Below are 23799 nucleotides of genomic sequence, written 5' to 3' on the forward strand. Positions count from 1 at the left end.
TGTTAAAATTGTTTTTTTAAAAGTTTTCTTCATTACCGATGACCTTAATTATATAAAAAATTTAATTACTAATAGATTAAAAATTGTAACTTAAACCAGCAACAACCATATTCTTTTGATTTTCACTATATCGGTCTTTACCACCTACAATATATTGCATCCAACCAAAGACTTGTTCTTTTTCATCCAAAGAATGAGCAACTTCTACTGTCGCATGTTTAAATATAAGATCTTCAGTTGTACCTTTTACATACTTACCATTTCCATTAAAATATGAGAATCCAGCATATAAATTTAAATAATAACTTGGTGCTAAAACATTTTCGTAATTAAACTCAATATATGTATCGCCTTTATTCATAAAGTACACATCATTTAAGTATGTTTCAAAACTAACACCTATTTTATCTTTGTCTTCACGAAGTGGATATTTAAAAGTTGCCTCTGCTGCAATGCCGCCTGTATGATCACTTTCAGCATAATATAAATATTTTAAATTGATATCATAGTTTAATTTTTTATATGTATTTTCATAACCTAGAATGAAATCATTTTCATAAAAACTAAATGAAGATGCTCGTTTAGAGGTTAAAGATAAATTATTATATTCTCTTTCAACTTCTTTCGCATATTCCTCTTCAGTTAAATCAACTCTACCGCTGACATTTTCTTCGGCTCGTTTATATCTATTTTCATCACGTTGAATTTCACTAAATGAATAACCCAACTTAGAATTAAAATATACAAAATAAAAATTTTTATAATCGAACTTTAAAGTAGTCTGAAGTGTGGCACTATCATTTTCAGGATCATTCGTTGCTCCATAATTAATATATGCAGAAACTGCGGAAATATTGCCTGAAAATTTAAAATCCTTGCTTTCAACTTCACTCGAAAAACTACTCATTGGCATCAATAATAGTGCAATGGTTAAATAATTATATTTCATATGACTATATTCCTTGTCATGATTTTTACATTAGAATTTTATTACTTCAAATTCAGTCAGCGTACATTTAATGCTTCTCAGTATTGGTAATAAAATTCATATCCAGAATTTAAATAAAGTTTTTTCACATTATTTTATTGATTAACTTGCTGCTTGAAAGTTGTTGATTTCGTAGGGAAGACCGACATAATTTTCTGCTAATGTGGTTTGTCCCGCGTGAGAACCAAGCACATAAGCCAGTTCAGCCTGTTTAATTTTTAAATCAAACTCACTTTCACCTTCAAAACGATGTAATAAATGTGTCATCCACCATGAAAAACGTTCTGCTTTCCATACACGCTTTAAACATTTTTCTGAATATTGATTGATACCTTCTTCAGAATTTTGCGTATAGAACTCAATTAATGCATCTGAAAGATAGGCAATATCAGAAGCAGCTAAATTCAACCCTTTTGCTCCAGTTGGAGGAACGATATGTGCGGCATCACCTGCTAAAAACAACTTACCGAATCGCATAGGTTCAGTGACAAAGCTGCGGAGTGGCGCAATACTTTTTTCTATAGAAGGCCCCGTAACAAGGTTCTCTTGACTCTCTTTATCAAGACGATTTTTGAGTTCCTCCCAAAAGCGTTCATCCGACCAATCTTCAACTTTATCTGTTAATGGAACTTGTAAATAATAGCGGCTTCGAATTTCAGAACGCATACTACACAGCGCAAAGCCACGCTCAGATTGAACATAAATCAACTCATCTGAAACTGGAGGAACATCTGCTAAAACACCTAACCAACCAAATGGATAAACCTTCTCAAAAGTTTTTATTTTGTCTTCGGGTACACTTGCTCGGCAAATACCATGATAGCCATCGCATCCAGCAATAAAATCACAATTTACCTGATAGAATTTTCCATCTTTATTAAAGGAAATATAAGGTTTTCCATAAAAACCATAAACTTTAACGTCATCAGCCTCATAAAATGAAGTTAAATTCGCTTCTTCACGGGCTTGCATAAGGTCTTTAGTCACTTCAGTTTGTCCATAAACTGTGACCTGTTTACCTTGCGTTAAACCAGATAAATCAATACGATGCTTTTCACCACCAGTTAAAATTTCAATACCTGTATGTGGTAATCCAAATTCTTTTAATTGTTTATCTACACCAGCTTTTTCAAGTAAATCAACAGAAACCTGTTCCAAAATACCTGCACGAATGCGAGCCGAGACATAATCAGCACTACGCTGTTCAATAATGATATGTTCAATGCCTGCTTTATATAAAAGCTGCCCCAATAACAAACCAGCAGGCCCTGAACCAATAATTGCAACTTGAGTCTGTAAAATTTCCATTATTTATTTTTCCTAAGCGATGCACTTAACTTAATTTTTTTATAATTTTTCAGCTATAGTTGTTGTTATATATCTACCGATATACGGTATTTATGACCGTATATCGGACAAAACTTCATGGAATGATGTTTTTTTCAGCAAGGACTAACATGCGTTACGATTTAATTATAAATAAAGCTTCTGGTGAAACCATTTCAAATGATGATTATATTTCGGGGCTAGCCAAAGGCTTAAACCTATTAGAGGCCTTTGGAGTAGATCGACAAAAACTTAATGCGACCCAAGTGGCTGAACGGACGGCAATCAGTCGTACTGCGGCACGACGTTATTTACGCACCTTAAAATTTTTAGGTTATCTCGATGGTGATGATCACTATTTTTGGCTCACACATAAAGTTTTACGCTTTTCTAGTTCTTATTTAAGTTCTGCGCACTTACCCAAAGTCGTTCAGCCTATTTTAAATTTGCTCTGTGTGCAAACATCACTCACCTATTCTATTGTCGTATTGGATGATGACGAAGTCGTTCCTATTGCACGGAGTTATTTACCACAGCAAGATAATTTAAAAGTCAGTCCTTATGGTATGCATCTTGGAAATCGTTTACCTGCACATGCAACATCTACAGGTAAAGTATTATTGGCAACTTTAAATCGAGAAGAACAAAAAACGTGGTTAGATCAACATGGTTTAAAACGCTTAACACCATATACTATTCAAAATGAACCTGACTTTTATCAAGCCCTACAACAAGTTTCCACTCAGGATTATTGTTTATCTAAAGAAGAACATGAACTTGGGATTGTTGCAATTGCTGTCCCTATTTTAAATGCCAATGCTCAAGCCGTCGCGGCCTTAAATTGTATGTCACAAATGAATCGGGTCACAGATGAGCATCTGATCCAAAAAATCTTACCTTTACTACGAAATACAGCCTATGAATTACGGAATATGATCTAGTCTGGCTTAATTTTTAAATTCAAAATGGAATCTAACAATGTAGCCATTAGTTAATTTTACAGCATGGCACTATACTTAAACCCATATAATCCATTGACTATAAATTAATTATCATTAAATTAGAATCAGACAATCCTCAATCAAAGAGAACGATGACAAAAACTGATTACAACGGTTCTTGTCTTTTAGCTGAATTCATTTCATGTCTGACTCTACTAATCCGATCATAAATTACTTTGCGCAGTCGATTCACACTCCCAAGGGGTCTATGTTCTGGTAAAGCATGCCATGGTGTAAAAGAAAGATTTTCACAAAATTTATTCTGATCAGGTGTATCAAAAACCTGTTGCGGAATACGAATTGTAGCCACCTGATAAAATGGAGCTTGGCTTTCTTTCCATTCCGTCATAGAATCTTCGATGGCCAACTTGTTTGATGTTCTAGGTTGTACCAAGAACTCCATACAAGCATCCCCCTTTTGCAAGCTCTCTCGGAGCACATCTCGCAAAAAGTCATGACTAGGTTTTTTCGGTATTGGGGCTGTTTTTGCTGAGCAAGATCTCACAGAATACTTGACTGCCTGACGATCAGGGCCTATGCCTAACTGGTAAGGAACCATGGACCAATATCGAGTTTGTAAAGGGTTGGAAATTTGTGTATTAAGGTTTAAAGCAATAAAAGTTCCCTTAGCCCCCAATCCAAACGGAAGATGTAGCTTTCTGAAAAAACTCTCACTATTTATATCTTGCATCAATGACATATAACGTCGAGGATCATTGACGAAAAATACGGGATGATTAATCATAATAAAGTCTTGCGTAGTCGCATACTTTTCATCTTCTAAGAGTTTTTCCCCTGATACACCTAGAAGTTTGATTGCCATCCCGCGTGCATCTCTTTTAATATCTGCATTTTTTGCATCACGTGAACCATTAGAAAAACGAATCCATGCTTGATATGTTTGGCCAGGAATAAAAATGCCCTTTGCAAGTTGATTTGGTAGTGCTTCCATCACATGGAATTCGGCTCGTACACAACCATGCGCTTTTGGATGAGCATCACGGCGGGCAGTGCCTGAAGCATATTGTTGACGAATCGATTGTTCAATAACATCCGCAATCCCTGTGGCGATCTCTTGTTCATTAGGATACAATTTTTCACTGAGCCCCGAATCAATGCTGGGGTACAGAATTGGGTTAGGATTGGTCAGCCTTGTGGGTGGGGTATTTTTAGATGGTATCGTACTACAACCACTAATTGCCACGATAAATGGTGCTAAAGCAAATAACATACTGAAGGGAATCGGCTGTATAAAATTGGCCATTTTGATTTTCTCCTTACTGTAAAGGTCATATCACATTAAATTTTATTGTAATGATAGTGATACACTGTCTGAATTATAAAACCAACTATCTCTTATGTCATACATTAACCGTGTATAGAATCTTTAAAATCAATGCTTTAAATCTAAAAAATTCTACTTTATACAAACATCATCATTACTTTTCATGCACCATCAGTGGGTATTTTTATACTTATACACAATGGATAAGCATACTCTTAATACTCAACTTATGATCTAAAAGCTCATTTTTTAGAAACATACAACATCCGGTCTATTTACTTTTGTTTTAGACTCAACAGCAACCACAGATGCAGCTACAGCATTAATGACCTGATTCAGTGATTGACGAGAAGCATCGACAATCGCTTGAATTTTATTGCCATCTGTCGCAACAATATCAGTAAAAGTCATTCGGCAACTTAATTGAAGATTTTGTGTATTCATTTGAGTTAACGCACGGCTTGGATTATCAGGTTTGATCGTCCACGCTACGGCCACCTCAATTTTACGATCTATAGGGCCCATTAAAAGATTCGTGCTGGGTTGATCCACAATATCGAAATGGGAAAAGTCTGTTGCAATTCGATAAGAAACCCCACTGCCCCTTACACCACTATTGTAGCGGTCTACTGCACCTAATTTTTGCTGTAAACCCGCGGATAAACCATCACGTAGCTCAGAAGCTAAAATTGAGGTCCACCGTTCATTATCTAGAACATTAGACTTACCACTTATTTCCTGTAAAACCATTGGTATACGATTTAACCGATCTGGTAAGCCTACGGGTAAAACCTCGATCATCCGTATATTTGTAGCACTGATTAAAGGTGTAATTTTGGGTGTCAAAGTATAATAGTTGGGTGTAGGGGAACTCGAACACGCTGTCAATCCTATCAGCATCGATAGAAGCGTAAGGCGTGAAATAGTGCGCCGTGGAAAAAGCGCGAAGCTAGGTGTTTTGTATTTTTTATTTAACATTTTCAACCTCTAACTTTTTCCCGCGAATCAATGACTCAGGATGTTGTTCAATATAATCTGACATTAATTGTAAAGATGCAGCTGCACGAGTCATCTGCTGTAAAGCACGGCGTACATCTTGTTGCATAGGTGCGTCACTTGAAAAAATGGACTCAGTTGATTGCATTGTTTTACGTACTTCATCAAGTGTTGCCTGCATACTTGGCGCGACCTTACTATCTAACTGTTTGACCAACTTGTCAGTAGACTCTATTGTGGTATTCATATTATTTAAAGTTTTACGTACATCCTGTCCGATTTCTACCAATGGGAATTTATTTAATTTATCTGCAATTTGTGAAACTTGAGCCTGTAGTCCACTTAATTCTGTTGGTGTTGTTGGAATTTCAACTACTCCATTCGCTCGCATTTTAAGTACGGCTGTTTTTGCGTTAGGGAATTTATCTAAAGCAATATAGTTCTGCCCAGTCAGTAAATTTCCTGTACGCATCTGAGCACGCCATCCATTTTGTATAAAGCGTTTAAAAATCACACCATCAGGATCTAGCTCCTTGCCTTGAGCTAAACGGGATGGATAAATAATACCTTCAACACGCATGCGTAATTGAGTATAAGTCGAATTAAACTCAACATTAATAGAGTTAACACTTCCTATATCAATCCCCATGAAATCAATAGGTGCACCTGCCGCCAGACCACGTAACGACTTATCAAAATACATAATTACTTGACGAGGCTTCCCATCTGGAACTTTCAATGCTTCTGTGCGTGAACTCCATAAACTAAAGTGGCTATTGTTCATGGCTATAGTCGCATTTGAATTTTCTGGATACCCAAAAGCAATACCACCAGCAATAATACTGGCAAGTGATTGTGTATTCAGATTAAAACCTGAAGCACTTAAACTAATATCCACACCACTGGCCTGCCAAAACCGTGCATCTGTTGTCACAAACTTATCATAGGGAGACTGAATAAAAGTCTGAAGTTCAACACTTTTACCATCATCAGCCAGTTTATAAGCAGTAATTTGCCCTACATTAATTCGACGATAATAAATTGGAGAGCCAATATCGAGAGAACCTAAATCTTTCGCTTTTAAAAAAAATGCTTTTCCTGGAACATCAGAGGATATGACAGGGGGAACTTCCAAACCAATAAACTTATCTTCTTCTTCTTTCGCATTTCCGCCATCTACTTCAATATAAGCACCAGACAATAGCGTATCAATCCCTGATACGCCACTCGTGTCTATGCGTGGACGAACCACCCAAAAACGCGAGTCCTTTGCAGCAAAATTACGAGCATCCTTGCGTAGCTCAACTTTAACAATGACATGTGAACGATCATCCGAAAGCCCAATTTGACGTACCAAACCAATATCCACTTGTTTAAAACGAACTGTGGTTTTACCTGCAACAAGGCCATTGGCTGTCTTGAAAGAAACATGAATAGTGGGTCCAGTATTGAGCAGGGTCTTCACTGCCAATGATAGAGCAATCAAGAATGCAATGAATGGAATGAGCCAAATTAATGAGGGTCTCCATCGTCCTTTCTTTTTTTGTGGCTCAGGTAATCGCTGTTGATTCTCTTGTCCAATATCTGTCTCGTGATGATCTGAGTTCTCGTTGTTTACTTTATTTTCAGACATAGTCATCATTCTTTTATTTGCTGAAATTAGAGAAATCATTATTCAAATGAGATGCTTCCACTTGAATAATACTTGTACTTTCTAAGGATTGAGGCTCTTCATCATATCGCCCTCTAGCGCTATAGTAATTATCCCAGATAATACGTGGGTCAAAACTCAGTGAGGCAAACATAGTTAAAACCACGACAGCACCAAAAGCGACAGAACCTGGCCCTGCTAAAATAGTGGCTAAGGATTGTATCTGAATCAATGCAGTTAACAAGGCAACTACAAACACATCAATCATTGACCAACGTCCAACAAATTCAACAATCCGATACAATATGGAACAATGTTCGGGTGAAAAATGCCAGCGCTGTGATGATTGCATCTGTACCGCTAGCAGTAATAAACACAAAAGTACCAATTTCAGCATTGGTATAACAATGCTGGCCATGAAAATAACAGTAGAAACTAAGTAATCACCATTTTGCCAAAAATAGATGACACCACTCATGATGGTATCTTGCTGATAGCCCAACAGAGAACCTGTTATGGTCATCGGTAGAACATTTGCCGGAATATATAAAATACTAGCAGCAATCATCAGCGCAGTGGTTCGCTCTAAACTTCTAGGCTTACGGTGGTGTAATGTACTATGGCATCTTGAGCACTTTAATCTTTTTTGATTTTCTTGTGTTTTGTGTATTAATGGGTTTAACAAACCACAACAATGACATAACGTCAGTGACAAATCCGTAGCTCTGGGATATTGCTGCCGCATAGGAATAGATTCATCACTTATTAAGCTAATCTGATCTGTTATCTCATCAGCTTTCATAGTAAACACCGATCAATTTCATTCCAGATGTCTTTTACCTTAACCGATACAATATAAACCAATAACACACTCAATACTGCAAATGCCCAAAGTGCGACCTCAGGAATCACTACGACCATTCCTTTCAGTTTAACCAATGTTACTAAAACACCAATTAAAAAAACCTCAATCATCCCCCAAGTTCTAAATAAGAAAATAGTCCGTAGGGCAATAACTAAATATCTGGGTTTGGTTTTAAATATACTAATCGATGAAAGCACATAAATGAGTAATAGCATATCGATTAAAGGAACAATGAAAGTGGTGATGAGTATTAATATACCCACTAAAGCCCTATCAGCATGGAACATTGCCCATGCAGAACCGAGTAATGTGGTCTGTGAATCATTCCCTTGCAATTCAATCTTAACTATTGGAAAACTATTGGCAATGACAAATACAATCAGTGCAGTGATTACTAAGGCTAATAATACAGTGAATGATTTACTTTGCCGATAAAGCTCAGCGCCACAGCATACACAATATGCCCGCTCACCTAGCTCAAGTGGAACCTTACGATAAACTGTATCACACTCCTCACACCCTGCTAGCTCCCTCAATGATAAATCATGGAAACCGTTCAAATCCAATTGGCTTGGAGATGATGAAGCTGAATGTGTTGAGGATGATTGGCTCATACAGCTTAAATACCTTTTTTTATACATTTTAAAATTGAAAATAAATGCTGTTTTTATTTACTATCATAAGAGTGAATTATCATGCTTTTTAAGCATATAGTGTTCCCTCTGTTTAAACAATAATCGGACAACATTTGAGTAATTTTAAAATATAGATTCAAATGTTGTATGCCAAGTTTTTACTTGGCGGCAGAAAAGCAAATGGTTAAACCTCACAATTCAGCAATCTTAGCTTTAGAAATTTTCCTGCAACTGAAATTTTGCATAATAAAAAAAGAATAGCCTATTATTCATATTAGATATGGGTAATAGATATTAGTATTTATAAAATTTATATCAAACTATTTGGCTTCTTATTACTATTTATCATTGTGAGACCTAAACAAACATTAGCATTCGTCGTAATAAGCTTTGCTGAATTCAAATTTTTATATGGGACAAAATTAATCCTATAAAACCATAGCATTAAAATTACGGATTTACAAAAATATGGATTATTTTCAAGAGAAACAAAATGCTGTATTTTTACGATTAATGAATACTTCGTAATATCGGCTTATACATTCGGGTCAATCGATAGTGCAATTCATTTAAGGCGTAGGCTTATTCATTTTAAAATTGTATGATTAAATAAGCCTTCTATGCAAAGTTAGCACAACAAAGCAGTTCTATCCCCAAAAATTAAAAGTATCCATAGAATTTATGAATACTTTTATCGAAATAATTAATAATTAATTGTATAGCTCAACGCAAATGTTCGTCCTTCCGCAGGAATAGCTAATAATGGATTGGCATTGGTTACTGCTGCCTGTTGGGCAAATACTGTCTTATATTGATGTCCCCAAAGATTGTAAACACCAAAATCTACACGGCCTTTAGCAACAGGAAAATGAGCTAATACATCCATTGTGGTATAGCCTTTAATATCTGCCGCACTATTACTATCGGTTATACCCATTGCTTTTAATTTTTGGTCATCTTTATAAGCTTTATCAGTCCCTTTAATGGCTTGAATTTGTGCGCGTACGCCATAACCCTCATCATTATTCCACTCAGCAAATAGCGTTCCTTTCATTGGTGAAATAACAAAAGCATTTAATTCATGCCAATCATGTGCTGCATCTTTATATTGGCCACGTGTATATCCTAACGTCCCACCTACTTTATAATTTTGCATAAACGGATAACTTACTATCGCTTCAGCACCATAAACCCTCTGATCTGTGTCTACAATATTCACTGAGCGATCGGAGTTAAACTGTACCACTTTATCAGAGGTATTATAGAAACCTGTTAAACCTAAATTTAAACCTGCATCTTGATTTAAGCGCCAGCCTAATTCATAACTATTTACCGTAATTGGTGCAATACCAGAGGTTGTTAATGTATAGGCCGCAACATCACGTAATACACGCTGTACATCAGGATAACTATAGCCTTGTGAGAAGTTTGCATAAATTTGCTGATCATCCGTCAACTTATACACAGCACCTAAGTTAAATAAGAATTTATCAGAATCTGTCGAATCAGCAGGCATTAAAGTATAGGGTTTACGTGCCGTTAGATAGCTCTCTGTATCTGCTTGAACATACTGATAACGAACGCCTGTTTGAATATTTAAACGATCCGTTAAAGCATAATCTCCTTGTACAAATGCACCAATATTTTGAATTTCTGTATCTGGCCCTGAACCTTGTGTTTCACCCGTTGGGGTATAGACTAAACCATTATGACTTGGCTTATAGAGTTCAGCCCATTGATGATCTTTTTCCCAATCATAATCTAGACCATAAGTCAGTTTTAAGTCCCGCTCTGCAACTTTAAGGTCCGATTGAACCGTAGAGCGAATACCTGCATAGTCAACATTGGACTGGCTTTGTTTCACAGCAACACCATCCGCTGAATAACCATAAGGCACAAAGCGTGACTTTTCATTGCGGTAATACGCTTCTACATTCAAAATTTGTCCAAGAACATCTTGATTTTGATACTGAGTATTAAATGCATAACGCTCTGTAAATGGCTGATTATCTAAGCTCCAACCTTTAATCGCTTTATAAGAGGGTTGCGTTTTAGTTTTTAAATAAGAGTAATCTGGTCCATATTCTGTATCTTGTTTGTCTTTAAAATATTGAGCCCCAAAACTTAAGCTTTGATCATCCGTTAAATTAAAGTTTAAACGACTATTTACATCGATGGTATCTGTATCCATGGTGCTGCCTTGCCAAGGACTTAATGAAATACGATCACCATTACCATCAAATTGAGAACCGCGACTGGTATAATCTAGACCTAAGAAGCCATCCACTTTGTCATTACTAAATGAAGCGGTCTGCCCAACTTGATACGCCAAACTATCCCTGCGGAAATTATCCGCCGATGTCACACCTAACTTAGTTTGAAAGGCTACAGGTTTTGATTTATCAGCACGTTTCGTAATAATATTGATAATACCGCCAGTTGCCCCTGAACCATAAATACTGGTTGCGCCAGAAACTACTTCAATATGATCAATCATATTTGGACTAATACTATTCAACTGACGTGCCACATCACGAGAACCTGTTTGCGATACCCCATCAATCATGACCAGCACATTACGCCCACGCATAGTCTGACCATAATTGCTGGTTGTTCCGCTACTTGGTGCTAAAGACGGTACAAGTTGCGCCAAAATATCGGCAATTTTGCGACCCGCTCCTGCCTGTTGAGCAATTTCATCGCCACGAATGGTCTGAACAGTTCCAGCAACTTCTGCAATACTTGTCGGTGTACGTGTTGCCGTTACCACAATTGTTGCTAACTGTGTGTCTGCTTTTTTTGTTTCTAATGATGGTGCAGTATTCACGTCATTTGCATACAGATGAGTGCAAATAGCTGTGGTTAAAAAGCAAAGACTAAAGTGTGAGAGCCGCATTCTTATTCCCTAAATCATAATTATTAATGTTGTCGCGAATAGTAATCATTATCATTAACATTGTAAAACTTTTGTTTCTTTTTTTGAATGTTTTTTAACAGTGTTGAATAAAATGGATGATACAAATATGCTCGAGCGATAGAACTCGAATTTTAAAAATATCTAAAAATGCTCTAATACAAAAAATATTCAAAAATATCAGTGGAGATCATCTAATTCAAGGTGGTATAAATTCCCCACATTTTTCATAAAACTTCTCTCTAAAACAATGATACAAAATGGCTGTTTTTTCTAACATTTGAATTTTTTGTTGTGCTTCAAAAGCAATTTCTTGTGCGACATACTCATAAGATTTCACATTTTCATCGGGTTCTCCAACAATTTTCTCTGCCCGTGAATATTCAAAAACGAAATAGCACATCATACGCATCACGGCTTTAAAATGTCCCTTCCCCACCACATTTTTTTCACCCAATAGTACATGCCAACCTAAATCATGCTCTAAAGCGGAATAATACAAAGATAGTCTATCTCGCTTGGCTTCATATATTTCTAAATAGCCAACATCTTGTCCTTCAATTTGAATAATATAAAGCCGTTGATGATCGTCAATCAGCATTTTTTCAAAATATACTGCCAGTTCCAGTTTGGGTTTATTCAGTTGCCATTGTGGAATCACATAGGGTTCATGCATCCATTTGTAGAGCAATGGAAAATCTTGTGGCAACGTGAGTGCACGTAGGAACACAAACAAAAAACAAATTGAAACTTTTTTGATCATAATTTTTAATTTATAAAAAATCTTTACATTTCACACAATTTAAATTTACATTTAACACAAACCACTCACTAAATTATTATAAAAAAAGAACATTAATTCCAGAAATTAAAAAAAATAAAATTTAAATTCAATGCCTTAAGTTAACCAAATTGAATTTATTTTTCAACCACTGAAATGTGATTGATTTAACATAAACACAAAATAATTTGTTTTTTTACAATTTAATTTTTAATGAAATATAAAGTAATTCATTAAGGCTCTGTTGCATAAAACTTTAAAAGTTAAAGCGTTATGCAACAGAGCCATTTAAACAAAAAGAGAAATCCATTCTTTTCAATGCTGGAAAAAATTCTCTTTGGTTATTCTCTAAAAAGTTTATGATTGGAAAAATATTATTCAAAATTTACCCATAGGAATACCCTATCAATTTGAAAAGACAATTGATTTCAGTCTGTTAGAAAACATTCAGACTGATATATAAATCGTAGCATTAGAAGGCGTTAATGATGTGTTACAACTTTTAAAAGTAGGAGATGTTAAGTTTAGATTTGTCATCAAAATGAATACTTAAATCATTAATTTTTTAATTTAAAAATATAGGAATTTCTTTTATGTCTAAACATTATGATTATATTGCGATTGGTGGTGGAAGTGGTGGTATTGCATCTGTCAATCGCGCTGCTCTATATGGTAAAAAATGCGCATTAATTGAGATGGGAGACATTGGAGGAACTTGTGTAAATGTGGGTTGTGTTCCCAAAAAAGTGATGTGGTATGCAGCTCAAATTGCAGATGCAATTAATAAGTATGGTACAGATTATGGATTTCAAACAGAATTAAAATCATTTAACTGGCAAAAGTTAATCGAAAATAGACAAGCATATATCAGTCGAATTCATACATCATACAATACTGGTTTAAAGAAAAATAATGTTGATGTAATTCATGGTTTTGCAAAATTTATAGATGCACAGACCATCGAAGTGAATGGTGAAAAATTCACAGCCGATCATATTTTGATTGCTACGGGAACACATGCATTCAAGCCTGAAATTGAAGGGGCTGAATACGGTATTGATTCTAACGGTTTCTTTGAGTTAGAGGAGCTACCAAAACGTACTGCTATTGTTGGATCTGGCTATATTGCTGTGGAATTGGCTGGGGTACTTAAGGCTTTAGGTTCCGATGTACACATCTTTATTCGTAAGCAGCAACCATTACGTGGACTCGATCAATTTCTGGGTGAGACTCTATTAGAGCATATGCAAAATGAAAACATTAAAGTACATATTCATAGCCAAGTAAATAAAGTAACCAAACTAGAAGACAACTCACTTGTTTTACACTTAAAAGATGGTACTCAACATACAGTGGATTGCCTTATTTGGGCGATTGGTAGAAAGCCATCACTTGAAGCTATAAATCTTAGTCTGACTCAGGTTCAACTCAATCAAAACGGTTTTATCCAAGTGGATGATTATCAAAATACAACACAGTCAGGGATCTATGCTGTCGGTGATATTACAGGCAAGGTTGAGTTAACTCCTGTGGCTGTGGCGGCAGGTCGAAGACTTTCTGAACGTCTATTTAACAATAAGCCGAATGAACATTTAGATTATCAAAATATTCCGACCGTCGTGTTTAGCCACCCACCAATAGGAACAGTTGGAATTACAGAAGAGCAAGCACTACAAGAGTTTGGCAAAGACAGTGTGAAGGTGTATCAATCATCTTTTACATCCATGTATACGGCAGTAACTGAGCATAGACAACTCACTAAAATGAAATTGATTTGCGTCGGTTCTGAGGAAAAAGTAGTGGGAATTCATGGTATTGGTTACGGTATGGATGAAATACTTCAAGGTTTTGCAGTTGCTCTAAAAATGGGGGCAACTAAAAAAGATTTTGATAATACTGTTGCCATACATCCTACATCGGCCGAAGAATTTGTCACAATGCACTGATCATAAGTAAAGAGCATTTATTTTTATATTTGCTCTTATTTCTTTGAACTTAATGGTTAAATTATGAATTTTTAACACTCAAGAAGTATTTAAAAAATACTACCCGATAGAACTTTAACTTATCCAAAACTGCTGAAATCATGAAAATCTCATAATCGATCTAAGTAAAGATAAAATAATTTTAGGTTTAACAAAACTAGCAAAGAACGCCTGCAGATTCCTAAGTGGATGTTAAATAGCATCAAAATATTGAAAATCAAACAGGGAGTATTTTTGCATCAAACTTTTTAGATAATAGTAGTGATCTCATTTATAAATAACTAAGCTTCCATCTAAAAATGACCGTACTCTTGTACTAAATTAATTACTGACAATAGTTAAACTTTTAGACAAACAAAACACTTTGCCACAGTGGTCGGATTATTATTGTTGGCGTTGGATCGAAATTAGATTTTTCGTATTAAATTATTAAGCAATAAATAGGTTACAAGGTCCCTGAAAAGTCAAATTAATCAAATTGATGCCCATATAGACTTATTCAATAAATTTACCGAATTAAGTAGATTTTATATCTATCTGGGTTGTAACGTAAATTTGAACTACTGAGAGAAAATTTTGCTTTTAATTTTTTGTGCAACAAAGAGCGATTGAAAAAATAAAAAAGAAATAAATATAATTAAAATTTAATTTTAAACTCGTATTGTTACGATCTCATGATTTCTATTACTAGTTTTTCATACAAAATGATTTACTGGTTTGATTAGATGTATTCAATAATTGCAACATGCAGCACCATATAAAAATATAGTGCTGCAAATAAGTTTAATTAAAAGTCTATAGCAGCTGAAAGTATATAAGTTCGAGGTGAACCCTAACGTGCCCATGCTGTAAAATTGAGCACACCCGTAAAGTCAGTATCAGTAATGGTACTTATTCTTATCAGATTGGGTAGTTTTAATAAAAAAAAGAAGGCTAACTTGCCTTCTTTTTTTTTATTATTAGTAATAGATTTTATCTTCAATTTATACGTACATAAGTTAAAGATTGTTCTATTAAGATAAATAAACATTTAAGTAATATTTATATATTAACTTAACAAATAGCACTCATTACTTTCTAACAAGATCATCTATTATTCGACCGGTGCATCTTCCACACCCCTATTTGTAGAATGAGAGCAGACTTTCCCTCCCTGATCACGAGCAACTCTCCAAGCGGTATAAGGCCCTTCAATTTCGGCTTGAGAATGTTGTTGTAATGCCAATACTGAATCACCTATTGCCAAGAGCTGGTTACGCATTAAATTAAAATCGATAGCATCCTTACCAAATGAAGGTGCCCACAGTGACCAAGGGCCAGAGATAGTTGCCATTGTTGGAATCAAATTAGCATGCGATGCATTTCCTATACCACCAAAGTTACATTGTTTCGGAGACCGATCTGGCACTGGTACATCTTGACCCGTACCAATAAAAACGCTTGGTAATTGATGTCTTTTTGCAGCGTCTATTGCAATATTTTGCATTAAGGCATGACCTTCAGCTACAAACCAACCTTGTGGTTCAGCTCGTCCAGAAAATTCTAAAGTGCGCCCTACCCCGTCATCTTGACGAGGTTTTGCTAATATTTCGCGCGTTCCTAAATGCTCCACCGCAAAAACAAAGCTGACTTTTTTCTCATTATATTCTTTATCTAGATTTTCCATATATCGGAAAGTGCCTTCTTTAGACATATGAAGATGCCCAGTATTGAATGCAAATTCATAAGTTTTAAGTCGACATTTTTTTGGCAATTTTGCAAAATATTGTGCTAAAGCCACCATGCCAGCAACCCCATTTTCCTGCACCCAAGTGTTGCCGTCGGTGTTGGCAACAAAAACCACTTTTTCCTTGCTCATTCCTGGTAATGTTGCAATCAAGTTGCGAGTAATAGCTTTATCTCGCTCAGCATGAACAACTATACGTGCATCCGTTGTACCTGTTGCTAATGCTTTAATATCAGCAAACTCATCCGAGCCTAAGAAAACAGCGGGAAGTCGATAATGCAACCCATTATGAGGGTCAAAGTAGTCTTTCACTTGATCGCGTGGTACATCAAAACCAAGAATAAGGCCAGCAGCGCCAACTTTTCCAGCAGCGATTAAATCCTTATTCATTAATTCGCCTGCTAAAAATGGCTTATCATATCGTTGAGTTTTAAGATCATTTAGTCCTGAACTTAAATATTTCGCAAACTGAAATAAAAATGCATAAGGTGGTGCTACCATATTTGCATAAATAGGATCCTGTGCTGTAGGTATTTCACGAACAATGATTTTTCCCTTGTGCTCAGCAGTAATTGGCTGATTACTGGCTAAATAAACCAATTGCCCAGTATTTCCAGCATCTGAAGTTCCCAATGAATAAGGGACAGCTCCTGCAATAGGAATATCTTTACCATTCACAACCAACTGCCCTGAACGTGACAAGCTACGTCCCTTACCATTTTCTGCGGATATAGAGGGTTGCCAACGTTCAATTTCATAACTGTCTGACTGTACGCGCATACCATTTATTTTTTTTGCTTCTACTTCAATCCAGTCAATGAGTTGATTATGCGCTTGGCTTCCTGTAGAGCGTAACTGAGCTATTTCCGGCCCAACTTGTACCATTCTTTCTAAAGTAGCTATATCTGCAAATAATTTTTCGTCTATAACTGCTGGACAGCTCTCTTCCACTACTGGAGGTGTACTAGAGACACTATCGTTATCACTGCCACAACCTGTAACCGCAAAACTAAGTAAAATAAGACCCAGAGAATGTTTATACACTTGATGAATTTTCATATCTTTTCCTTGATTTTTACTCATAGCAAGCTCTTGTATTTGATACAAGTCCACTTTCGCTTTTAGCCAGATGAGTAACTTTTATCTATATTCCCTTTCCTGCTGACTTAAGACTTAGGCCACAGGCTCTACCAAAAACCAAATCAAAATAAATCATCTAAATTTTTACAAATAATAGAATTTTTAGAAAATCTGCTTGATCATTCTCTTGATAATATTCTGAACGAAGAATAAAAAAATTACGCTTCTGAGTCATAGAGTTTCGAATTTAGGACAAATCATTTTAGGAAAAACCAATATGTTCAAAAAAAACTATATATTTTAATTATTTAGTTTTCTACGATACTGAGTTGGTGTTACGTTAGTTTGTAATCTAAACCATGTAATAAATGAGTGACTGGTATAAAAACCAAGTGCCTTCGAAATAAATACAACCGAATGCTGATAATTGACTAAATAATTTTGAGCTAGCTCAAATCTAACTTGATCTAAAATTTTACTGTAGGCACTTTCTTCTTGTTGTAATTTTCTACTCAACGTTCTGACATTAACCGCCAATTGTTCTGCAACATTTTCACGAGATAATCGTTGTTGATGCAACAATAAATAAATTTGCGCTCTGACCTGCTCAGTAAAGGTTTGTTCAACTTTTTGTTGTTCAAGCAATTTTTGAGCAAATATTTTAACACTGTCGTACAGCCCTGAATTCGCTGTTTTTAGCGTCATATTAAGTGACTGAGGTAGCAATAACAGAGCAGCTTCTTTTTGGTCAAAATAAACGGGGCATCCAAAAAACTCATCATACATTTTTTGTAATTCAGGGGCAGCCAAAGTATGCGTAAAATGAACAGCTTTCAGGACAGAATGCCCCTCATCACGAACCAATTTGACTAAGCTAATCCACCATGCAAAATTGTATTCTGTCCCACAACGAATAAAAATAGGATCTTTAGACCTACATTTCCATTTCCAATAAATGATCTCTGATTCTATTTGAATAGAAATATCACCAATACACCCAATTAAGGCTTGGTATTCTTTTAAGGTATAAATGGCTGTACTTAAAGTTGAAGACAAAGGAACTAGATGGCCTAAAACCCCATAAGCGGTTGAATCCATTTTTTTAGAAAAACTTAAAGAAACCAATGAATTATTACAAACGTTATAAGTATATGAAATCATCTTTTCAAAATAGCTGAGTGAAATACACTGATTCGAATCCCCTAATTGCTCTTCAGTCAAACCGCCTTGTAACAGAAGCTCCTTTCTATTGATTCCAAAAAAAGTTGCGTGCTCAAGAAAATGTTTAACAAGTCCAATAAGCACCTGAATTTCAAGAGTATCATCAATGTTTTTTGGTAAAGCGGTGATCATCCTTATCGTCCTAGATAATTAATTCCTCATCATTAATTATTGTAATTTAGAATAAGATTAAAGTAATTCAAAATTTTATACACTTGTAAATACTTCATATAAAATAAATGATTAGTTCATAATGGCTTTGTTGCACAAACCTATCTTTAAGGGCTGAGTTTAACAATATAATTTTTGATATGAAAACCTGCCTGTAAAATTTATCGCACAATCAATTAATCCAGCTACAATCAAACACTGATCAATAGAGAAAATATCGCCATTTGATTTGCTTCTAAAACCTAATGATATGTAGAATCGAATGGCAAGCAAGGTCAGCATCAAACATATTTTGATACTGCCATTCCATATTTTCTGATGATTAAATCTATTTCAAATTGTCATTGCGTATGGTAACAGGCTTTGTACAAATCCTGATTACGTTATCGGGTCTTGCCTAGACAGCGCCAGACTATTCGACCCTGAGCAGAAAGCAAAATCATATGATATAGCGATTAACTATCAAAAAAGTAGCAATGGATTGCATCTGCTTACAGAATTAGGCAGGCCTCACACCTAAGTTGTCTCTTAAAATTTAAATGAATGAGAGGAAGTTTAACCTTTAAGTCTTTATACAACACAGCCTTTCCAACCTAATTAAGTCCTAACATCAAAATGGTCTCATTGGTATCTAGCATAGTATTTACAGATATCTCTATAGAAAAAATACAATATTTTCAGCTAACACCTATCTATCCAAAGAGCGTATAAGGTGACTAACATTTTTGTATAGTTCAATTTTCAGAAAAAGATATAAAAAGAAAAAAACCATAAAGCATCTAACTGCCCAATCATTAGGCAAAATAAAATCTATATTTTTAAACAAAAGGACAAAGACTATTTATAGTTTAATTTACATGTATTTCACAGGCCCCAAAAATGTCCAGTGTCTACGGCTATCCGAATTGATCTGAGTTTCTCTATTTGAATCCAATTTTTTATGTGAGTTACTGTGTGGAACAAAATCACAGACAATAAAAAGCCCTTGTATGTACAAGGGCTTAATTCAAAATTTGGCGGAAGCGGTGAGATTCGAACTCACGGAGGGGGTAAACCCTCGTCGGTTTTCAAGACCGGTGCATTAAACCGCTCTGCCACGCTTCCATGTGCGCAAGAATACTAAGCTTTTCTATAGATGACAAGAAAAAAATAACCTTAAAGCATTCAAACGCATATTGTTTCATCAAATCTTTATAATTTAGCTGCTAATTCAGCGCCTTCACGTATTGCACGTTTCGCATCAAGCTCAGCGGCGAGTTTAGCACCACCAATAATATGATAATTAGCTAAAGTATTTTCACCTTCTTTTGGCATTAAATCCTTTATTGATTCCTGCCCTGCACAGACCACAATTGTATCTACACGTAATAATTGATCATAACCATTGGTTTCAATCCATAAACCTTCATTGGTCACAGCCTTATATTGAACCCCACGCATCATTTTTACAGCATGCTTTTTCAATTGTGCACGGTGTACCCAACCTGATGTTTTACCTAAACCCATTCCTAGTGGTGTGGTTTTACGTTGCATTAAATAAATTTCACGAATTGGTGCTTCAACTTTTGCCGGAACAAAACCACCTTCAGTCATATAATTTGGGTTTTGATCTACGCCCCATTCACGCTTCCAATGCTCTAATGGTTGAGGCTGCGGCTGATGTTCTGGTTTTAATAAAAATTCTGATACATCAAAACCAATCCCACCAGCACCAATCACAGCAACCTTATTCCCAACGGGTGCTCCACGAAGTACTTCTGCATAAGAAAGAACTTGAGGAGCATCACTACCTTCAATTTTTAAGCTACGAGGAATAACACCCGTTGCAATAATCACTTCATCATAGCCTTCGCGTTCTAATTGTTCACGATTAACCTTAGTATTTAAACGCAGTTCTACACCTGTTTTTTCAATTTGGACTTTAAAATAACGAATCGTTTCATGAAATTCTTCTTTACCTGGCACAACTTTAGCTAAGTTAAACTGACCACCAACTTCTTTCGCAGCCTCAAATAAAGTAACCTGATGCCCGCAACTTGCAGCTACTGTTGCCGCAGACAATCCCGCAACACCACCGCCCACTACCGCAACTTTCTTTGGCTTTTTAGTTTTGACATAAACCAATTCAGTTTCATAAGCAGCACGTGGATTGACTAAACACGTCGCACGCTTATTTTTAAAGGTATGATCCAAACACGCCTGATTACAGGCAATACAAGTATTAATTTCATCAACACGATTCGTTGCTGTTTTATTAACCCAGAAAGCATCCGCCAAAAGTGGACGTGCCATCTGTACCATATCTGCTTTACCTGTTGCTAAAATTTCTTCCGCAGTTTCTGGCATATTAATACGATTTGATGCAATCACTGGAACTGAAACATGCTTTTTCACTTCAGCGGTATAATCTACGAATGCAGCCCGTGGAACTGAAGTTACAATAGTTGGAACACGTGCCTCATGCCAGCCAATGCCTGTATTTAATAATGTAATTCCTGCTTTTTCCAAAGCTTGAGCAACGACAATAACCTCATCCATTGTATTACCGTCATGGACAAGATCTAGTAATGATAGACGAAAGCAAATAATAAATTTTTCACCAACTGTAGTGCGAATTGCTTTCACAATTTCTACTGCAAAACGCATACGATTTTGAATATTACCGCCCCAACGGTCATTACGTTGATTTACATGGCGACTTAAAAACTGATTCAGTAAATACCCTTCTGAACCCATAACTTCAACGCCATCATAGCCTGCTTTTTTGGCAATACTGGCCGTTTTCGCAAAATCAGCAATAGTATCTAAAATTTGTTTTTCACTCATTTGACGCGGTTTAAAGGGTGAAATAGGTGATTTAATCGGACTCGCAGATACGACAAAAGGTTGATAACCATAACGCCCTGCATGCAAAATTTGCATCAAAATTTTTGCACCATGCTTATGTACCGCATGTGTGACTAAACGGTGCGGAGCAACATCTCCTAAAGTATTCATCGTACCGCCTACTGGTAATAACCAACCTTGACGGTTCGGAGAAATTCCCCCAGTAATAATTAGGCCAACACCACCTTTAGCACGCTCCCCAAAATATGCCGCAAGTTTTGGATAATTATAAAAACGATCTTCCAACCCTGTGTGCATAGAACCCATCACGACACGATTTTTAATAGTCGTAAAGCCTAAATGTAATGGTTTTAAAATATTGGCATAGCGAGTTGTCATAATGGATCCTTTTATATTTGGCTTTGCAACTTGTTGCATACTACTTTACCGACTTTTGATCTTTTGTTTATGACTTTTTAAAAAATTTGTCTGCAAGTAACTGTCAATTTGACATAAAAAAAGTGTAGCTATTTGAGACTACACTTAAAGTATTACATCTGATTATTATTCAGTTAAATTTAGGATGGTTTCCAGTTCTTTAATTTTGATGTGTGCCCAATACCTACATTAAAACTATTGGTTGGGTCTAATTTTTGATAGTGGTTTTTCAATGCTGGTTTAGCTACATATAAATGTCCAACATTATGTTCTGCGGGATATTCTGCACCACGATCATCAAGTAAATGCCACATTTGATGTTCTATCGCTAAAGGATCAACCCCTTTCTTGACAATATAATCTTGATGAAAGACATGACATAAAAAATGGCCATAGTAGAGTTTATGGATGATCAAATCATCCAGTGCTTTAGGTAAGGTTTCTAACCATTGACGATCATTACGGCGTAAAGCAATATCTAGAGCGACAATATCTTCAACCTCACCACGATGGGTATCGCGATAGCGAATTGCAGCACCAGCTATTGCAAAACGATGTAAAAAGGCTTTACGCCCTTCTTCTTCTGTACACAGAAAATAATGCTTAGAAGATTGAGTTTCAAAATATTTTTTTAAAAATTGTTCTACCTGCTCAACATCCTGATTTTCTATCCGAATCACTAAATGATGTTCATATAAATCTCGAAATTCATTCATCCGCTTCGGTAAATGATTCGGCATAAACTTCGTGATCAATTGTAAAATTTTATCTGAAAATCCTTTCATTCTAAACTTTTCAAGATAACCATCAACTTTATCTTTCATTGCAAAAGCAGCAGGAACTCTTGCTGTACCAAACTTTTCGATAAACATGAAAGTATCTTTACCATACTCTGCACCAATATCATAAGCGACACGGTGAATATATTCGCCAGCTATTGGCAAGCGTGGTAAACCTTTCAATAAAAAACGACGAATTTCGGTTAAATCATCCTGTGAATTGGTCCCCACATAGAAGACTTGACTTGGAATTTTTTCAAAGGTATCTAAGCGTACTGCAAACACACACACTTTTCCAGCTGAACCCGATGCTTCAAATAATCGTGATGGATCTGCATTAAAACGTGCTGGGGTATTTTCATCGATTTGTTTAACATCGTGTGCATAACGCTGATCTGATGCACAACAGCTTGAATCATGTTGAATATCATTAATTTGATATTGTTGTTTTTCGAGTTTAGCTAAAATTTCTTCAGGTGTCGTACCTAAATCTACACCCAAATGATTCACGAGTTCTAACTGACCAGATTCATTGACGCGTGCATATAGTGCGAGTTCCGTATAAGCAGGACCACGACGAACCAATGCCCCACCAGAGTTGTTACAAACGCCACCCAAAACAGATGCACCAATACATGATGAACCGATGACTGAGTGTGGCTCACGGTTAAATGGTGATAATTCTTTTTCAAGGCGATCTAATGTTGCACCGGGTAAACAAATCACTTGTTGACCGTCATTAATCACTTGGATTCCTGCTAAACGACGGGTACTAAGTAAAACGACAGGACGATCATAATCATTCCCGAATGGTGTTGAACCCCCCGTAAGCCCCGTATTTGCCGCTTGCATAATCACAATACAATCTGCATCTACAGCCGCTTTTAAAACATGCCATTGTTCAACTAAAGTTCCTGGAACAACCACCGCCAAAACTTGTCCTGCACCATAACGTCGCCCTTGACGATATAAACGAGTTTCGCTTTCACTGGTCATGACATGTGATTTACCCACAATATCAATAAACTTTTGGATGGTTTTTCCTGAATCTAATTGAGTTTGCATATTTTATGCGTTCCATTCCTTAATATTTTTACTATATTATTTTATTCAAGAAACTCTCTCTTGAAA

General features: G+C 36.0%; 15 protein-coding genes, 1 tRNA gene and 1 pseudogene. 3 read left to right on the forward strand and 14 right to left on the reverse strand.

Translation table 11 applies throughout. The features are described 5' to 3' along the window. Positions 1-76 precede the first annotated feature (76 nt). Together B9T27_RS03780 and pobA are read right to left on the reverse strand one after the other, a co-directional pair. Positions 77-949, reverse strand: a complete 873-nt coding sequence (locus tag B9T27_RS03780) for a hypothetical protein (RefSeq protein WP_086205532.1) — start codon at positions 947-949, stop codon at positions 77-79. Positions 950-1090: 141 nt separating this feature from the next. Next, positions 1091-2296 carry a 4-hydroxybenzoate 3-monooxygenase gene (gene pobA, locus B9T27_RS03785; protein WP_086205533.1) on the reverse strand — a complete coding sequence of 402 codons (1206 nt, stop codon included), beginning with the start codon at positions 2294-2296 and terminating at the stop codon, positions 1091-1093. A 149-nt stretch (positions 2297-2445) separates the two neighbouring features. On the opposite strand from pobA, the gene B9T27_RS03790 reads away from it, so the two are divergent. After that, positions 2446-3255: an IclR family transcriptional regulator domain-containing protein gene (locus B9T27_RS03790; protein WP_086205534.1), complete on the forward strand. Its 810-nt coding sequence runs from the start codon at positions 2446-2448 to the stop codon at positions 3253-3255. A gap of 166 nt (positions 3256-3421) precedes the next feature. On the opposite strand, the gene B9T27_RS03795 is transcribed toward B9T27_RS03790, so the two are convergent. From B9T27_RS03795 to B9T27_RS03825, 7 genes are all read right to left on the reverse strand, one after another. Beyond that, positions 3422-4579, reverse strand: a complete 1158-nt coding sequence (locus B9T27_RS03795) for a catalase family protein (protein WP_086205535.1) — start codon at positions 4577-4579, stop codon at positions 3422-3424. Between the two features lie 270 nt (positions 4580-4849). After that, positions 4850-5578 (reverse strand): PqiC family protein, encoded by a 729-nt coding sequence (locus tag B9T27_RS03800; RefSeq protein WP_086205536.1) that lies wholly within the window; start codon positions 5576-5578, stop codon positions 4850-4852. Next, positions 5568-7235: an intermembrane transport protein PqiB gene (locus B9T27_RS03805; protein WP_171263334.1), complete on the reverse strand. Its 1668-nt coding sequence runs from the start codon at positions 7233-7235 to the stop codon at positions 5568-5570. The genes B9T27_RS03800 and B9T27_RS03805 overlap by 11 nt, the downstream gene beginning before the upstream one ends. Before the next feature lie 7 nt (positions 7236-7242). Beyond that, positions 7243-7992, reverse strand: coding sequence for a paraquat-inducible protein A (locus tag B9T27_RS03810; protein WP_416224384.1), 750 nt, complete (start codon positions 7990-7992; stop codon positions 7243-7245). Between the two features lie 53 nt (positions 7993-8045). After that, positions 8046-8726, reverse strand: a complete 681-nt coding sequence (locus tag B9T27_RS03815) for a paraquat-inducible protein A (RefSeq protein ID WP_086205538.1) — start codon at positions 8724-8726, stop codon at positions 8046-8048. A gap of 724 nt (positions 8727-9450) precedes the next feature. Further along, positions 9451-11643: a TonB-dependent receptor gene (locus B9T27_RS03820; RefSeq protein ID WP_086205539.1), complete on the reverse strand. Its 2193-nt coding sequence runs from the start codon at positions 11641-11643 to the stop codon at positions 9451-9453. Positions 11644-11860: 217 nt separating this feature from the next. Then, positions 11861-12424: a GNAT family N-acetyltransferase gene (locus B9T27_RS03825; protein ID WP_086205540.1), complete on the reverse strand. Its 564-nt coding sequence runs from the start codon at positions 12422-12424 to the stop codon at positions 11861-11863. A gap of 611 nt (positions 12425-13035) precedes the next feature. Here B9T27_RS03825 and gorA point away from each other — a divergent pair. Further along, positions 13036-14388: a glutathione-disulfide reductase gene (gene gorA / locus B9T27_RS03830; RefSeq protein WP_086205541.1), complete on the forward strand. Its 1353-nt coding sequence runs from the start codon at positions 13036-13038 to the stop codon at positions 14386-14388. 1132 nt (positions 14389-15520) lie between these two features. Here gorA and B9T27_RS03835 read toward each other — a convergent pair. After that, a complete protein-coding gene (locus B9T27_RS03835) occupies positions 15521-17212 on the reverse strand; it encodes a hypothetical protein (protein ID WP_086205939.1) in 1692 nt (563 codons plus the stop codon). Between the two features lie 321 nt (positions 17213-17533). Further along, positions 17534-18586 carry an AraC family transcriptional regulator gene (locus B9T27_RS03840; RefSeq protein ID WP_086205542.1) on the reverse strand — a complete coding sequence of 351 codons (1053 nt, stop codon included), beginning with the start codon at positions 18584-18586 and terminating at the stop codon, positions 17534-17536. Between the two features lie 237 nt (positions 18587-18823). Between B9T27_RS03840 and B9T27_RS14975 the strand changes: the two are divergent. Beyond that, positions 18824-19124: pseudogene (locus tag B9T27_RS14975) on the forward strand (transposase); the annotation flags it as partial. A gap of 515 nt (positions 19125-19639) precedes the next feature. Here the strand turns inward: B9T27_RS14975 and B9T27_RS03845 are convergent. From B9T27_RS03845 to dld, 3 genes are all read right to left on the reverse strand, one after another. Next, positions 19640-19729 (reverse strand) — tRNA-Ser (locus B9T27_RS03845). An 87-nt stretch (positions 19730-19816) separates the two neighbouring features. Beyond that, positions 19817-21850, reverse strand: coding sequence for an NADPH-dependent 2,4-dienoyl-CoA reductase (locus B9T27_RS03850; protein ID WP_086205940.1), 2034 nt, complete (start codon positions 21848-21850; stop codon positions 19817-19819). Positions 21851-22029: 179 nt separating this feature from the next. Continuing rightward, a complete protein-coding gene (gene dld / locus B9T27_RS03855; protein WP_086205543.1) occupies positions 22030-23733 on the reverse strand; it encodes a D-lactate dehydrogenase in 1704 nt (567 codons plus the stop codon). Positions 23734-23799: the final 66 nt, after the last annotated feature.

Origin of the sequence: Acinetobacter sp. ANC 4648 (genome assembly GCF_002135345.1) — a bacterium.
Lineage (GTDB): Bacteria > Pseudomonadota > Gammaproteobacteria > Pseudomonadales > Moraxellaceae > Acinetobacter.

Excerpts from the sequence above, each read along its gene's own strand:
- B9T27_RS03780 (WP_086205532.1), bottom strand. The coding sequence starts at position 949 with ATGAAATATAATTATTTAACCATTGCACTATTATTGATGCCAATGAGT.
- pobA (WP_086205533.1), bottom strand. The coding sequence starts at position 2,296 with ATGGAAATTTTACAGACTCAAGTTGCAATTATTGGTTCAGGGCCTGCT.
- B9T27_RS03790 (WP_086205534.1), top strand. The coding sequence starts at position 2,446 with ATGCGTTACGATTTAATTATAAATAAAGCTTCTGGTGAAACCATTTCA.
- B9T27_RS03795 (WP_086205535.1), bottom strand. The coding sequence starts at position 4,579 with ATGGCCAATTTTATACAGCCGATTCCCTTCAGTATGTTATTTGCTTTA.
- B9T27_RS03800 (WP_086205536.1), bottom strand. The coding sequence starts at position 5,578 with ATGTTAAATAAAAAATACAAAACACCTAGCTTCGCGCTTTTTCCACGG.
- B9T27_RS03805 (WP_171263334.1), bottom strand. The coding sequence starts at position 7,235 with ATGACTATGTCTGAAAATAAAGTAAACAACGAGAACTCAGATCATCAC.
- B9T27_RS03810 (WP_416224384.1), bottom strand. The coding sequence starts at position 7,992 with ATGCGGCAGCAATATCCCAGAGCTACGGATTTGTCACTGACGTTATGT.
- B9T27_RS03815 (WP_086205538.1), bottom strand. The coding sequence starts at position 8,726 with ATGAGCCAATCATCCTCAACACATTCAGCTTCATCATCTCCAAGCCAA.
- B9T27_RS03820 (WP_086205539.1), bottom strand. The coding sequence starts at position 11,643 with ATGCGGCTCTCACACTTTAGTCTTTGCTTTTTAACCACAGCTATTTGC.
- B9T27_RS03825 (WP_086205540.1), bottom strand. The coding sequence starts at position 12,424 with ATGATCAAAAAAGTTTCAATTTGTTTTTTGTTTGTGTTCCTACGTGCA.
- gorA (WP_086205541.1), top strand. The coding sequence starts at position 13,036 with ATGTCTAAACATTATGATTATATTGCGATTGGTGGTGGAAGTGGTGGT.
- B9T27_RS03835 (WP_086205939.1), bottom strand. The coding sequence starts at position 17,212 with ATGAAAATTCATCAAGTGTATAAACATTCTCTGGGTCTTATTTTACTT.
- B9T27_RS03840 (WP_086205542.1), bottom strand. The coding sequence starts at position 18,586 with ATGATCACCGCTTTACCAAAAAACATTGATGATACTCTTGAAATTCAG.
- B9T27_RS03850 (WP_086205940.1), bottom strand. The coding sequence starts at position 21,850 with ATGACAACTCGCTATGCCAATATTTTAAAACCATTACATTTAGGCTTT.
- dld (WP_086205543.1), bottom strand. The coding sequence starts at position 23,733 with ATGCAAACTCAATTAGATTCAGGAAAAACCATCCAAAAGTTTATTGAT.